General features: G+C 68.2%; 13 protein-coding genes. 5 read left to right on the top strand and 8 right to left on the bottom strand.

Annotated features, from left to right (window positions below; translation table 11 throughout):
• Positions 1-21 precede the first annotated feature (21 nt).
• The 4 genes from KF903_RS11495 to ndk all read right to left on the bottom strand — a co-directional run bounded on the left by KF903_RS11495 (position 22) and on the right by ndk (position 3,582).
• Complete coding sequence (locus KF903_RS11495; RefSeq protein WP_291214833.1) at positions 22-957, bottom strand: RodZ domain-containing protein; 936 nt, start codon at positions 955-957, stop codon at positions 22-24.
• A 248-nt stretch (positions 958-1,205) separates the two neighbouring features.
• Positions 1,206-1,982: a type IV pilus biogenesis/stability protein PilW gene (pilW, locus tag KF903_RS11490; protein WP_291214830.1), complete on the bottom strand. Its 777-nt coding sequence runs from the start codon at positions 1,980-1,982 to the stop codon at positions 1,206-1,208.
• Positions 1,972-3,147: a 23S rRNA (adenine(2503)-C(2))-methyltransferase RlmN gene (rlmN, locus tag KF903_RS11485; RefSeq protein WP_291214827.1), complete on the bottom strand. Its 1,176-nt coding sequence runs from the start codon at positions 3,145-3,147 to the stop codon at positions 1,972-1,974. The genes pilW and rlmN overlap by 11 nt, the downstream gene beginning before the upstream one ends.
• A gap of 9 nt (positions 3,148-3,156) precedes the next feature.
• On the bottom strand, positions 3,157-3,582 hold the full coding sequence (gene ndk, locus KF903_RS11480; RefSeq protein WP_291214825.1) for a nucleoside-diphosphate kinase: 426 nt from the start codon (positions 3,580-3,582) through the stop codon (positions 3,157-3,159).
• A 225-nt stretch (positions 3,583-3,807) separates the two neighbouring features.
• Between ndk and KF903_RS11475 the strand changes: the two genes are divergently transcribed.
• From KF903_RS11475 to KF903_RS11460, 4 genes are all read left to right on the top strand, one after another.
• On the top strand, positions 3,808-4,425 hold the full coding sequence (locus tag KF903_RS11475) for a TetR/AcrR family transcriptional regulator (protein WP_291214822.1): 618 nt from the start codon (positions 3,808-3,810) through the stop codon (positions 4,423-4,425).
• Positions 4,426-4,525: 100 nt separating this feature from the next.
• Positions 4,526-6,901 carry a 3-hydroxyacyl-CoA dehydrogenase/enoyl-CoA hydratase family protein gene (locus tag KF903_RS11470; RefSeq protein WP_291214820.1) on the top strand — a complete coding sequence of 792 codons (2,376 nt, stop codon included), beginning with the start codon at positions 4,526-4,528 and terminating at the stop codon, positions 6,899-6,901.
• A gap of 91 nt (positions 6,902-6,992) precedes the next feature.
• The gene (locus KF903_RS11465; protein WP_291214816.1) at positions 6,993-8,189 is read left to right on the top strand and encodes an acetyl-CoA C-acyltransferase; all 1,197 of its coding nucleotides are present in this window, start codon (positions 6,993-6,995) and stop codon (positions 8,187-8,189) included.
• A 7-nt stretch (positions 8,190-8,196) separates the two neighbouring features.
• Positions 8,197-9,123, top strand: coding sequence for an MBL fold metallo-hydrolase (locus KF903_RS11460; protein WP_291214813.1), 927 nt, complete (start codon positions 8,197-8,199; stop codon positions 9,121-9,123).
• A 97-nt stretch (positions 9,124-9,220) separates the two neighbouring features.
• Here KF903_RS11460 and KF903_RS11455 read toward each other — a convergent pair whose 3' ends face one another.
• The gene (locus tag KF903_RS11455; RefSeq protein ID WP_291214810.1) at positions 9,221-10,129 is read right to left on the bottom strand and encodes a hypothetical protein; all 909 of its coding nucleotides are present in this window, start codon (positions 10,127-10,129) and stop codon (positions 9,221-9,223) included.
• 106 nt (positions 10,130-10,235) lie between these two features.
• Between KF903_RS11455 and KF903_RS11450 the strand changes: the two genes are divergently transcribed.
• Positions 10,236-10,658 (top strand): hypothetical protein, encoded by a 423-nt coding sequence (locus KF903_RS11450; RefSeq protein ID WP_291214807.1) that lies wholly within the window; start codon positions 10,236-10,238, stop codon positions 10,656-10,658.
• A gap of 4 nt (positions 10,659-10,662) precedes the next feature.
• Here KF903_RS11450 and KF903_RS11445 read toward each other — a convergent pair whose 3' ends face one another.
• The 3 genes from KF903_RS11445 to galU are packed head-to-tail and all read right to left on the bottom strand — an operon-like array spanning position 10,663 to position 12,981.
• Positions 10,663-11,829, bottom strand: a complete 1,167-nt coding sequence (locus KF903_RS11445; RefSeq protein ID WP_291214805.1) for an aminotransferase class I/II-fold pyridoxal phosphate-dependent enzyme — start codon at positions 11,827-11,829, stop codon at positions 10,663-10,665.
• A gap of 6 nt (positions 11,830-11,835) precedes the next feature.
• Positions 11,836-12,096, bottom strand: coding sequence for a hypothetical protein (locus tag KF903_RS11440; RefSeq protein ID WP_291214802.1), 261 nt, complete (start codon positions 12,094-12,096; stop codon positions 11,836-11,838).
• A gap of 3 nt (positions 12,097-12,099) precedes the next feature.
• Positions 12,100-12,981, bottom strand: coding sequence for a UTP--glucose-1-phosphate uridylyltransferase GalU (galU, locus tag KF903_RS11435; protein WP_291214799.1), 882 nt, complete (start codon positions 12,979-12,981; stop codon positions 12,100-12,102).
• Positions 12,982-12,991 lie beyond the last annotated feature (10 nt).

Below are 12,991 nucleotides of genomic sequence, written 5' to 3'. Positions count from 1 at the left end.
GGCATGGCTGGCGTTCAGCCGTTACGGCTGGCCCCGCTCGGCGACCGCGCTGCCGTCGGCGAACAGCCGCAGGTGGGCGACGTTGCCGCGCTGGAAGCGGCTCAGGTCGATGGCGTTGCCATCGGCATGCAGCTGCGCGCCGCCGGTATTGCCGACGCTGATGTTGAGCACGCCGTCACTGCGGTATTCGTGCACCGAACCGGCTGCCAGCATCGCGTATTCGAGCTTGCGGCCATCGGCGGTCGAAACCTCGACCCAACTGGGTTCGGCCAGGCGCAGCACGAGGCGGTGCGCGCCCTCACCCGCCTGCGCCGTCGCCGTCTCCACGGCGGGTGGTTCTGGCTGGCGACTGGGCTCGGTCAGTTGGAATGGCGTCATCGAGGCCACGATCGGGGTCTGCTCGCGCGGCGTGAGGGTGATCGCGCCCGCAGCGTCGGTCGGCGACATGGCAAGCGATGCGGCGCTGCCGCCTGCTTCGGTGCCAGCACCGGCCGCAGCCGAATCGGGCAGCGGCGCCGGCACCGACCGCATCGCCGGCGGATCGAGCGGAGTGACGCGCGCCAGATCCTGGCGCAGGCCACCATGGGTGGCCAGCCATACCGCTGGCACCACGATCAATGCCGTCAGCGTGAGATAGGTGGCGCTGGCCGAATAGCGCTCGAACAGGTAGCGCGAGCGCGAGATCGTGCCGGTCGCCACCAGCGGCGCAACCTGCGAGTGGGCATCGGCCACGCCGAGCGCCTGTTCGACCGGCAGGCCGACCAGCGTGGCGTAGCTGCGCAGGTAGCCGCGCAGGAACACCGCATCATTGATGCCGGCGTAATCGTTGCGCTCGAGCCGCTCGATGACGTGCAGGGGCAGGCGCAACTGCGTGGCCACCTCGGTGCTGCTCCAGCCATGGGCCTGGCGGGCCGCCGCCAGTCGCTCGCCCAGCGAAGGTTCGCCGGTCGAGGGCATCCGGAACTCCGCTACTGCGACATCATGTTGGGGTTGCTGGACGGTCGTCACTGATTCTTCCTCACGCAGCGGCGAGCTCACCCGCTCGCCTGCCGCATCGATTCGTTCTTCGATCCCCGGCGTTCCAGCAGGGGAGTCGCACCGGCAATCCGTTGCCGTGGTGGTGTCCGCCATCGTGGCGGGCGGTTGATCGGCGCGCCTCACCCGGCGCCGGCAATCAGTTGCAACACAGTGTCGGCCACGCCCACTCAGCCCTGCGGCCCCAGCGACAGCGCCTCGGGCGACTGCGGGAACGTCGCCAGCAACCGGCGCGAATACTCGCTGGCGCCCTTGGCATTGCCGAGCCGCAACTCGATGTTGCGCCCGAGCAGCAACGCCGCGGGCTGCGCACTGGCCACCGCCTCGAAGCGCTGCAGGAAGGCCCGCGCGTTCAAGAATTCACCCTTGTCGAACAGCACCGCACTGAGCGAGTACAGCGCAGTGGCGTCGTTGGGGCTCAGCGCCAGCGCCTGACGCAGCATCTTCTCGGCTTCATCACGCTTGCCGGCATGCAGCAGGCAGGAGCCGGCGTTGCTCATCGCCAGCGCCGGCGTGTCGTAGAACGGATCGGCCAGCGCCTTCTTGAAGTACTCCTGGGCCTGGTCGTAACGCCCCTGCGCGCACAGGAAGCGCCCGTAGTTGTTGTTCTCGGCGCCGCCCTTGGGCTTGAGCTGGGCCGCGCGCCGATAGTGTTCCTCGGCCTTGGGCAGGTCGTTGATGCTCTCGTAGAGCACGGCGATCACGGTGTGCGCGTCGACGTAACCGGGGTCGAACTGCAGCGCCTTGTTGAGCTTCTCGAGCGCGGTTTCGGTCTTGCCCTGCTGCAGGTATTTCTGCCCCAGTTCGGTATGGATGCGGGCCGCCTCGGTGCGCTCGGCTTTCACGTCCTGCTTCTTGACCGGCGCCGATGCGGACGCGCCACACCCCGTCAGCGCCACACTCGACAGCGCCACCGCACACCCGAGCGCGAATGCACTACGCCGCATCGGCCACGCCTCCTTCGAGCTTGCGCCGGAATTCTTCCTGGCGGCGCGTGCGATCGACGACCTGGCCCTTGAGCTGGCCACAGGCCGCATCGATGTCGTCACCGCGCGTGCGGCGTACCGTGGTCAGCACGCCGGCATCGAGCAGGATCTTCTGGAAGGCGCGGATCACCGCCTCGTCGGAACGCTCGAACTGGGTGCCATGAAAAGTGTTGAACGGGATCAGGTTGACCTTGGATGGCACCTTGCGCATGAGCTTGACCAGCTGGCGCGCGTGCGCCGGCTGGTCGTTGACGCCCTTGAGCATCGTGTACTCGAACGTGATCGTGGTGCGTGCGCGGCGCTGCGTGTAGCGCAGGCAAGCCTCGAGCAGCGCCTTGATCGGATACTTGCGGTTGATCGGCATGAGCTCGCTGCGCAGCTCGTCGTTGGGCGCATGCAGCGACACCGCCAGCGACACGTCGGCCACCTCGCCGAGCTTGTCGATCATCGGCACCAGGCCGGCGGTCGACAGCGTGACGCGCTTGTTGGCCAGCCCGAAGCCGAGGTCATCGCGCATCACGCTCATCGCGGTGACGACGTTGTCGAAATTGAGCAACGGCTCGCCCATGCCCATCATCACCACGTTGGTGAGCTTGCGCTGGTGATGCGGCACGTTGCCCAGGTGGCGCGCTGCGATCCACACCTGACCGACGATCTCGGCCGCCGACAGGTTGCGGTTGAAGCCCTGGGCACCGGTTGAACAGAACTGGCAGGCCAATGCGCAACCGACCTGCGAGGACACGCACAAGGTGCCGCGCGAGGTTTCGGGAATGAACACGGCCTCGATCGCGTTGCCGCCATCCATGCCGAGCAACCACTTGTGGGTACCGTCGCTCGCCTGCTTCTCGAAGATCGTGTTGGGCGGAACGATCTCCACCGCCTGCGCGAGCTTGTCGCGCAAGGCCTTGCCCAGATCGCTCATCTGGGCGAAGTCGGTGACGTGGCGGTGATACATCCACTTCATCACCTGGTCGGCACGGTAGGGTTTTTCACCGAGTTGCGCGAACAGTGCGCGCAACCCGTTGCGATCGTGGCCGAACAGATTGGGCTTGCCCGACGCGAGCCCGGCAGCCCGCGCCGCGGTGGCGGACGGACGTGCTGCAGGTGCTGGCGTTGCTGCTGTCATGGCCCGACCTTAGCGCGAACAGAGCTCGGCGTCGGTGAAGAAGTACGCGATTTCGCCCTTTGCCGTGTCGGCGCCGTCCGAGCCATGCACCGCGTTGGCGTCGATCGACTGGGCGAAATCGGCGCGGATCGTGCCGGGCGCCGCGTCCTTGGGATTGGTCGCGCCCATGAGCTCGCGGTTGCGCGCGATCGCGTTGTCGCCCTCGAGCACCTGGATCATGACCGGACCCGAGATCATGAAGTCGACCAGCGGCTTGAAGAACGGACGCTCGCGATGCACCGCGTAGAAGCCTTCGGCGTCGCTGCGCGAGAGCTGCTTCATCCGCGCCGCGACGATGCGCAGGCCGGCTTTTTCGAAGCGCGAATAGATTTCGCCGATGACGTTTTTGGCGACGGCATCGGGTTTGATGATGGAAAGGGTGCGCTCCAGCGCCATGAGCCGGTATCTCCGCAAGTGGTTGTCAGGGGCACGCCCGAATGGGCGTGGCGGGCCAAAACTGCGCCAATCCGCAGACTTGGACCACATTGTCAGCGCGGATTCTAGCGAAAGCGGGCGCTCTTGTGCACTGTCGCGACGCCGCTGCCCGCACGCGGTTTGACCGCCAGCATGGCACGCGCCTACCATTCAAACGATCGTTTGAGAGCATGCAGTCCGCCTGCCATGAGCCAAGCCAGCTTCTCGACCCGCGAACGCATCCTCGGCGTGGCCGAAGCACTGTTCGCGCGCCACGGCTTCGCCGGCGCCTCGCTGCGCCAGGTGACCGCCGGCGCCAAGGTCAACCTGGCCGCGGTCAACTACCACTTCGGCTCCAAGGAAGGCCTGATCGAAGAGGTGTTCCGGCGCCGCCTGGACGAGCTCAACCGCGAGCGTCTGGCCGCGCTGGCGGCGCTGGCGGCACGCAGCGACATCACGCTCGAGGCCGTGCTCGACGCCTTCATCCGCCCGGCGCTCCAGCAATCGCTGCAGGCCCACGGCGGCGGCGCCTTCGTGCGCGTACTGGCGCGCGCCTACGCCGAGCACGATGAGCGCCTGCGCCGGTTCCTGTCCGAGAACTATGGCCACGTCCTGCGCGAATTTGCCATTGTTTTCCTGCGCTTGCTGCCCAATCTCGACAAGGATGAACTGTACTGGCGGCTCGACATCATCGCCGGCGCGGTGACCTATGCAATGGCCGATTTCGGCATCATCAAGCGCCGCAGCGCCATCAGCGAGGACGCGCATCGACGCCAAGCCGTGACCCACCTGATCGCCTTCGCCGCCGCCGGCCTGCGGGCATGACATCGAGCGCAACGCCGTGCGGCCGAATCGGCGCCGGCGTGCCGCCCTGCCCACCTCACCCCATCCATCTCACTCATCCATCCGTCATCGGGAGCCGTCCATGAACCATCCGCCCCTTCGCATCCGCAAAGCCGCCGTACTCGGCGCCGGCGTCATGGGCGCACAGATCGCCGCACACCTGGCCAATGCCGGCGTCGCCACCGTGCTGTTCGACCTGCCCGCCCGCGAAGGCGGCAAGAACGGCATCGTCGACAAGGCCATTGCCAATCTCGGCAAGCTGTCACCGGCACCGCTGGCCAGCAAGGCGGTGCTCGCGGCGATCACGCCCGCCAACTACGAGGACGATCTCGCCGCACTGCGCGGCTGCGACCTCATCATCGAGGCGATCGCCGAGCGGCTCGACTGGAAACTCGATCTCTACGCGAAGATCGCACCGTATGTATCTGATTCGGCAGTTGTTGCGAGCAATACTTCGGGCCTGTCGATCAACGCGCTCGCCAGCGCCCTGCCGGCCGCGATGCGACCGCGCTTCACCGGCATCCACTTCTTCAATCCGCCGCGCTACATGCATCTGGTCGAGCTGACCCCCGACACCGAGACCGACCGGGGAGTGTTGGCCGGCCTCGAGGCCTTCCTCACCACCACGCTCGGCAAGGGCGTGGTGTATGCGCGCGACACGCCCAACTTCATCGGCAACCGCATCGGCGTGTTCTCGATCCTGGCCACGATGCACCACACGGCACAGTTCGGCCTGCCGTTCGATCTGGCCGATGCGCTGACCGGCCCGGCCATCGGCCGCCCCAAGTCGGCGACCTATCGCACGGCCGACGTGGTGGGCCTGGACACGATGGCCCACGTCATCAAGACCATGGCCGACACTCTCGCCGACGACCCCTGGCACGGCTACTTCGCCGCGCCGGCCTGGCTCGGCGCGCTCATCGCCAAGGGCGCACTGGGGCAGAAGTCCGGCGCCGGCATCTACACCAAGCGCGGCAAGGACATCCTCGTGCTCGATCTGGCCAGCCAGGACTACGTGCCCAGCGCGGCACAGCCGTCGCCTGAAGTGGCGGCCATCCTCGCGATCAGGAATCCCGTGGAGCAGTTCGGCAAGCTGCGCGCCTCGACCGATCCGCAGGCGCAGTTCCTGTGGGCGATGTTCCGCGACCTGTTCCACTACAGCGCGTATCACCTGCAATCGATCGCGCAGACCGCGCGCGATGTCGACCTCGCGATCCGCTGGGGCTACGGCTGGAAGCTCGGCCCGTTCGAGACCTGGCAGGCGGCCGGCTGGCGGCAGATCGCGCAATGGATCGACGAGGACATCGCCGCCGGCAAGGCGATGGCGAAGGCGCCGCTGCCCGACTGGGTCGGCCGCATCGACGGCGTCCATCATGCCGAAGGCTCATGGTCGCCGCAGTCGGCGCGGTACGAACCACGCTCCAGCCATCCGGTCTACGCGCGGCAGCTCTATCCCGACGCCCTGCTCGGCGAGCAGCCGGCCAGCGGCACCACGCTGTGGGAGAACGAGGGTGTGCGCCTGTGGACGCTCGGCGACGACGGCGTCGGCATCCTCTCGTTCAAGACCAAGATGAACACCGTCAACGACGCCGTGCTCGATGGCATCCAGCACGCAATCGACTACGCCGAACGCAACCTCAAGGCCGTGGTGATCTGGCAGGCCTCGGACAAGGCATTCTCGGCCGGCGCCGACCTCAAGGGCATGCTCGGCTTCGTGCAGGGCGGACAGGTTGAACGCCTGGAGTCGATGATCGCGAACTTCCAGCGCACGAGCCTGTGCCTCAAGTACTCGCTGGTGCCGGTGGTGGCGGCCGTGCGCGGGCTGGCGCTCGGTGGTGGATGCGAGTTCCAGATGCACTGCGCGCGCACCGTCGCCGCGCTCGAGAGCTACATCGGCCTGGTCGAAGCCGGCGTCGGCCTGCTGCCGGCCGGCGGCGGCCTCAAGGAGATCGCCGTGCGCGCCGCGCAGCGGGCGCACGATGAGGATGTGTTCCCCGAGATCAAGCGCATGTTCGAGGTCGTGGCCCAGGCCAAGACCTCGGGCAGTGCACTCGAGGCGAAGCAACTCGGCCTGCTGCGCCCTGACGATGTCATCGTGTTCAACAGCTTCGAATTGCTGTACGTGGCCAGGCAGGTTGCTGCCGCGATGGCCGAGGCCGGCTATCGTCCGCCACTGCCGGCGCACGCGGTCGGCGTCGCCGGCGACGTCGGCCTGGCCACGCTGCGCATGATGCTCGTCAACATGCGCGAAGGCCGCTTCATCTCCGAACATGACGAGGTCATTGCCACGCGCATCGGCGACGTGTTGTGCGGTGGGCGCATCGAACGTGGCGCGCAGGTCGACGAACAGTGGCTGCTCGATCTGGAGCGCCGCCACTTCCTCGAACTCGCCCAGATGCCCAAGACCCAGGAACGCATCGCGCACACGCTGGCCAGCGGCAAGCCGCTCCGCAACTGAGCATCGGGAACCGCCAAACGGGACTGGCGCGCGTGCGAGCCACCGCCCATGCCCTGGCCCCCGCCCAACTTCCCGATCGAGGAACCACCCCATGAACAAGCAAGTACAAGACGCCTACATCGTCTCCACCGTGCGTACGCCCGTCGGCAAGGCGCCGCGCGGCGTGTTCCGCAACACCCGCCCCGACGACCTGCTGGCACACGTGCTGCGCGCTGCCCTGGCGCAGGCGCCGGGCGTCGACCCGGCACGGATCGGCGATGCCATCATCGGTTGCGCGATGCCCGAAGCCGAGCAGGGCATGAACGTGGCGCGCATCGGCGTGCTGTTGGCCGGCCTGCCCGACTCCCTGCCCGCCGTCACGGTCAACCGCTTCTGTTCGTCGGGCCTGCAGTCGATCGCGATGGCCGCCGATCGCATCCGGCTCGGCGAGGCCGACCTCATGCTGGCCGGTGGCACCGAGTCGATGAGCATGGTGCCGATGATGGGCCACAAGATCGCGTTCAACCCGGCCGCATTCGACAACGAACACGTCGCCATCGCCTACGGCATGGGCATCACCGCGGAAAAGGTCGCCGAACGCTGGAAGGTGAGCCGCGAGGCGCAGGACGAATTCGCCTATGCCAGCCACCAGAAGGCGCTGGCGGCGATGGCGGCCGGCGAATTCGGCGACGAGATCGCCCCGTTCACGCTCGATGATCGCTATCCCGACCTCGCCACGCGCGCGATCCACGCCGATCAGCGTGTCATCAGCCACGACGAGGGCCCGCGCAAGGACACGAGCCCGGCGGTGCTGGCCAAGCTCAAACCCGTATTCCGTGCCGGCGGCAGCGTCACCGCCGGCAACTCATCGCAGATGTCCGACGGCGCCGGCGCGGTGCTGCTGGCCAGCGAGCAGGCGCTCAAGGACTACAACCTCACGCCGCTGGCACGCTTCGTCGGCTTTGCGGTCGCCGGTGTGCCACCCGAAATCATGGGCATCGGTCCGATCGCGGCGATTCCCAAGGCGCTGGCCGGCAGCGGCATCCGCAAGGAACAACTCGACTGGATCGAACTCAACGAAGCGTTCGCGGCCCAGGCGCTCGCCGTCATCCACGACATCGGCCTCGATCCGGCCAAGGTCAACCCGCTCGGCGGCGCGATCGCACTCGGCCACCCGCTCGGCGCGACCGGCGCCGTCCGTACCGCCACCCTCGTGCACGGCCTGCGCCGGCGCCGGCAGAAGTACGGCATGGTGACGATGTGCATCGGCACCGGCATGGGTGCAGCCGGCATCTTCGAAGCGCTGTAGGCCCGTCATGGTCGAGCACGGCATCCATCGCATCGACACCGGCTTCCACCGGCCGCGCTTCGACGCGAGCCACCTCGTGGTCGAGGGCAGTCGTGCCGCCTTCATCGACTGTGGCACCAACCATAGCGTGCCGCGCCTGCTGCATGCGTTGGCCGCAGCCGGACTCACGCCGGCTGCCGTCGACTGGCTGATCCTCACCCACGTGCACCTCGACCACGCCGGGGGCGCCGGCGAACTGCTGGCGCGGCTGCCCAACGCACGGCTCGTCGTGCATCCGCGCGGCGCGCGCCACATGATCGACCCCACCCAGCTCATTGCCGGCGCCACCGCAGTGTATGGCGAGGCCGAGATGCAGCGCAGCTACGGCACGCTGCGCCCGGTACCGGCGCAGCGCGTGGTCGAGGCCGCCGACGGCCACGTGGTCGAGCTGGCTGGACGCGCGCTCGTCTGCCTGGACACGCCCGGCCACGCGCGCCACCACAACGCGATCCACGACGAGCGCAGCGCCAGCGTGTTCACCGGCGACTGCTTCGGCCTGTCCTACCGCGAGTTCGACACCGCGCGTGGCGCCTTCATCATCCCCACCACCTCACCCGTGCAGTTCGACCCCGACGCCATGCATGCCTCGATCGAGCGCGTGCTCGAGTGCGCCCCGCGTGCGCTGCACCTGACCCATTTCGGCCGCATCGCCGAACCACGCCGCTGCGGCGACGACCTGCACGAGCAGATCGACGCCATGGTCGCGATCGCGCGCCGCCATGCGCAGGCCGGCGATCGCCATGCAGCGATCGCGGCCGAACTCGCGGCGCTGTACCTCGCTCGGGCACGCACGCACGGCTGCGAGGTCGATGCCGCGCGCCTCGCCGCCTTGCTCGACGTCGACATCGAGCTCAATGCGCAGGGACTCGAAGTCTGGCTCGAGCGGGCGCGCTGACGCCCAGCGCAGCACCGCAGCAGCCGATGGCCTGGCGAGTGACAACCACGCCGAAGATCGCCGCGTCGACGCGCATTGCCATCGATCGCGGCCCGCGTCACGGTGTCGCCGCAGCGCGTTCCAGTCCGACCTGCAGCCAGCCGAGGTTGATGCCGATGCGGTTTGCCTCGGGATTGGCCCAGGCGTAGGCCAAGGTCTGGCCGCTGGCATCCTCGATGACGGCCAGCTTGAGCACGGGCACGTTGCCGCCCTGGTAGGCAATCCGCTCGAGTTCGAGCGAATAGCCGCTGGCGCTGCCATCGCGCCAATGCAGCGCGTAGTGCCCGCCTTCGTTCTCGATCTGCAGCGCGCGATCCATGTGCCAATCCTGGCTGTCCGCGGCGGCCTTGGGGCCGCCGCCGTTGAGCGCCGCCCAGCCCGTGAACAGTTGGATGCGGCGCAGGTCCTCACGCGCGTCGCCGCCGCGAGCCTGGTCGGCGTACAGGCGCAGGCGCAGCCACTCGCCATCGTGCGTGATCGCGAGCGGCAACAACGCCATGTCGGTGCCAATGCCCGGCGCCAGCACCGTACACGTGGCAGTGTCGCCCGCGTAGCGGCCGGCGTCGCTGCGCAGCGCACAGGCATCGAGCGCGGCCCACTGCGCCGGATCGAACGCCTTGCCGGTCGCCGGCGCGGCGACGAGTGCGCGATGCGGCACCAGCACGGGCGCCGGCCCGCTGCTGTCCTCTCGCAGCGCCCACAGCGCGCTCATCGGCGGCGTGCCGTCGAGGTCGATGCGCCACAGTGTCCAGCCAGGCTTGCCCGCCGCCTCCAGCGTCACGCGCAGATGCGGTGGCGCAATCGCCTTGCCCTGCCCGCGCGCCTGCCAAACCTGCTCGTGGTTGTCGTACCGGCCGACCACGACGCGTTGGGCTGCGGCAGCCGCATGCGCGGCCGGACGGGGTGCCATGTTCTGGCAGGCCGTGAGTGCCAACGCGAGCACGGCCGCAAATGCGAAGGTCTTCATCGCGCAAGCATAGCAGCGGCGACAAGCGCAGCGATTGCACGATGAACGGCGCGCCGCGCGCGACCGAGGCCACCTATGATGCGACCACCTTGCATGGGGAGCTTGCATGAGTGGGGACATCCAGCGCGCCGACCCGGCGTATCGTCGCCGCACGCTGTTGCTGCTCGCGCTGAGCGCGGTGGCGGCTGGCGTGGGCCTGTACCTCATGCAGCGCTGGCTGTATGCCCAGGCCGTGCTGGCGACACCCGATGCGGCCGCGCACCAACTGCGTGCCTGGATCGGTGCCAGCACGATGCTGGCAGGCGTCTCGCTGCTCGTACTCGGTGCCCATGCCTGGCGGCAGTCGCTGCGCGCGCTGCGCGCCGGTCGTTGGCCGCTGCCGACAGCGCGCGTGATCCGCGACACGCCGGTGCGGCGCGGCGCGGCCATGGTCGCGCTCGTGCGTTGGCTGCGCGTGAGCGCGATGCTGTGCGTCGTGCTGGCGATCGCGGCGATCGCGATCGGCTGGCGTATCCGCAGCCTGCCGTAGCGCGCTACAGACGCGCCAACGCCTGCTCGAGGTCGGCAATGAGCACGGCCGCATCCTCAAGCCCGATCGACAGGCGCACCAGGGCGAGGTTGGTGTCGCCGCCGGGGCGCAGCGGCGTGCCGGGCGGAAACACCGCGCAGACCGGAAAGGCCAGCGACTCGTAACCACCCCACGACACCGTCATGAGAAAGCGCGTGAGCGCATCGCAGAAGCGCTCGACGGCGGCGACTTCGCCGGTGGCAAGCTCGATCGTGAGCAGCCCGCTCGCGCCACGCAACTGCCGCTGGCTGAGCGCAAGCTGCGGATTGGCGCTGGCCTGCGGTGAATGGACCTGCCGCACGCGCGGATGGGCTTCGAGATAGGCCAGCACCTCGCGCGTCGTGCGCGCGATGCGCTCGATGCGCACCTGCAGCGTGCGCAGCCCGCGCAGCAGCAGCCAGGCATCGTGTGGCGAGAGGATCGCGCCGAGCGCCATGTAGGGCCCGCGGAATACCTCGCGCAACAGCGCGCTGCTGCCGCACAAGGCGCCGGCCACCACGTCGCTGTGGCCGTTGAGGTATTTGGTGGCCGAGTGCACGACGAGGTCGATGCCCAAAGCCAGCGGCGACTGGTTGAGCGGCGTCGCGTAGCTGTTGTCGCAGATCGTGCGGATGCCGCGCGCCTGCGCGAGCGCGGCCACGGCGGCGAGATCCTGCTGCTCAAAGGTCAGCGAATTGGGGCTTTCGAGCACGATGAGGCGCGTGCGCTCGCGCAGCGCCGCCTCGAAGTACGCGACCTCGCAGCCGTCGACGAAGCTCACCGCCACGCCGTAGCGGCCGAGCAGGTCGCGCAGCAGCGCACGCGTCCAGCTGTAGGGCTTGGCCACGCAGACCACGTGGTCGCCAGCGACGAGATGGGTCATCACGCCGGCCGCCATCGCCGCCGCGCCGCTGCCGAACATGAGGCAATCCTCGGCGCCTTCCAGCGCCGCGACCTTCCGGCGCAGGATCTCGACCGTCGGATTGTTGCCGCGCGTGTACAGGTGCCGGCCGTACTCGTCGGCAAACGCGTCGCGCATGGCCGCCACGTTCGGGAACGCGAAGATCGACGACTGCACGAGCGGCGGTGCCACCGCACCGAAATACTGCGCGCGGTCCTCGCCGAGGTGATTGAGGATGTAGCTGAGGTCCATGGTGTCTCAATGCGAAGCCAACAGGCCCACGTACAGGAACGGAACCACCGCCACCAGCGCGCACCACAGCATCAGCCAGACGTATCGCGCCTGCCACGGCGTCGCGCCCGTGAAGCAGCGGTACAGCGCGGTGAAGAATACGGCAGCGGGAACCACTTCGTAGAGCAATCCGTGCGGCAGATGCAGCACGAACAATGCAAAAACACCCGCCGCCAACGCGAATACCGGGGCCGTCCACGCCCATCGCGGAATCGCTGGTCCCGGCATCGGCTAACCCATGGTGTCGGCGATGTAGGCGCGCGTCGGACCCGCCAGCGCAGGATCGGCCAGCGCCATCGCCAGCGTTGCCTTGACCAGGCCGAGCTTGTTGCCGCAGTCGAAGCGTGTGCCTTCGAAGCGATAGGCCAGCACCGAGCGTTCACCGAGCAGCGCCTCGATCGCGTCGGTGAGCTGGATCTCGCCGCCTGCGCCAGGTTTGGTGTTTTCCAACAGCTCGAAGATGCGGCCCGGCAACACGTAGCGGCCAACGATCGCGAGATTCGACGGCGCGACCTCGGGTTTGGGCTTCTCGACGACGAGATTGATCTTCGCCGCGCGTTCGGACAAAGGACGCGCATCGACGATGCCGTACTTGTCGGTCTGCTCGCGCGCGACTTCCTCGACGGCGATCACGCCAGCGCCGTTCTCGCGCACGGAAAGGTCGGCCATCTGGCGCAGCGCGCCGGCGCCGCTGCCGTTCCAGATCAGGTCGTCAGGCAGGATCACGCCGAACGGTTCGTCACCGACCACGGGCTTCGCACACAACACCGCGTGGCCAAGCCCCAGCGCCTCGGGCTGGGTCACGAACACGCAGCGCACATGGCGCGGCAGCGTGCCCTGCACCATCGCCAGCAGCTCATTCTTGCCCGACTGGGCGAGCTTGCTCTCGAGTTCGTAGGCCTTGTCGAAGTAGTCGGCGATCGCGTGCTTGTAGCGGTTGGTCACGAACACCAGCGTGTCGGCGCCCGCATCGACGGCTTCGTCGACCGCGTACTGGATCAGCGGCCGGTCGAGCACCGGCAGCATCTCCTTGGCGACCACCTTGGTGGCGGGCAGGAAGCGGGTGCCGAGGCCGGCAACGGGAAACACGACTTTGCGCAAACGATTGGGCATGGCGGCACGG

This window comes from Dokdonella sp. (assembly GCF_019634845.1).
Lineage (GTDB): Bacteria > Pseudomonadota > Gammaproteobacteria > Xanthomonadales > Rhodanobacteraceae > Dokdonella_A.
The sequence above is the reverse complement of the archived record's forward strand: the minus strand, read 5'-3'. Positions and strand labels throughout refer to the sequence as shown.

Excerpts from the sequence above, each read along its gene's own strand:
- KF903_RS11445 (WP_291214805.1), bottom strand. The coding sequence starts at position 11,829 with ATGGACCTCAGCTACATCCTCAATCACCTCGGCGAGGACCGCGCGCAG.
- galU (WP_291214799.1), bottom strand. The coding sequence starts at position 12,981 with ATGCCCAATCGTTTGCGCAAAGTCGTGTTTCCCGTTGCCGGCCTCGGC.
- KF903_RS11470 (WP_291214820.1), top strand. The coding sequence starts at position 4,526 with ATGAACCATCCGCCCCTTCGCATCCGCAAAGCCGCCGTACTCGGCGCC.
- rlmN (WP_291214827.1), bottom strand. The coding sequence starts at position 3,147 with ATGACAGCAGCAACGCCAGCACCTGCAGCACGTCCGTCCGCCACCGCG.
- pilW (WP_291214830.1), bottom strand. The coding sequence starts at position 1,982 with ATGCGGCGTAGTGCATTCGCGCTCGGGTGTGCGGTGGCGCTGTCGAGT.
- KF903_RS11460 (WP_291214813.1), top strand. The coding sequence starts at position 8,197 with ATGGTCGAGCACGGCATCCATCGCATCGACACCGGCTTCCACCGGCCG.
- KF903_RS11465 (WP_291214816.1), top strand. The coding sequence starts at position 6,993 with ATGAACAAGCAAGTACAAGACGCCTACATCGTCTCCACCGTGCGTACG.
- KF903_RS11440 (WP_291214802.1), bottom strand. The coding sequence starts at position 12,096 with ATGCCGGGACCAGCGATTCCGCGATGGGCGTGGACGGCCCCGGTATTC.
- KF903_RS11495 (WP_291214833.1), bottom strand. The coding sequence starts at position 957 with ATGCCCTCGACCGGCGAACCTTCGCTGGGCGAGCGACTGGCGGCGGCC.
- KF903_RS11475 (WP_291214822.1), top strand. The coding sequence starts at position 3,808 with ATGAGCCAAGCCAGCTTCTCGACCCGCGAACGCATCCTCGGCGTGGCC.
- ndk (WP_291214825.1), bottom strand. The coding sequence starts at position 3,582 with ATGGCGCTGGAGCGCACCCTTTCCATCATCAAACCCGATGCCGTCGCC.
- KF903_RS11455 (WP_291214810.1), bottom strand. The coding sequence starts at position 10,129 with ATGAAGACCTTCGCATTTGCGGCCGTGCTCGCGTTGGCACTCACGGCC.
- KF903_RS11450 (WP_291214807.1), top strand. The coding sequence starts at position 10,236 with ATGAGTGGGGACATCCAGCGCGCCGACCCGGCGTATCGTCGCCGCACG.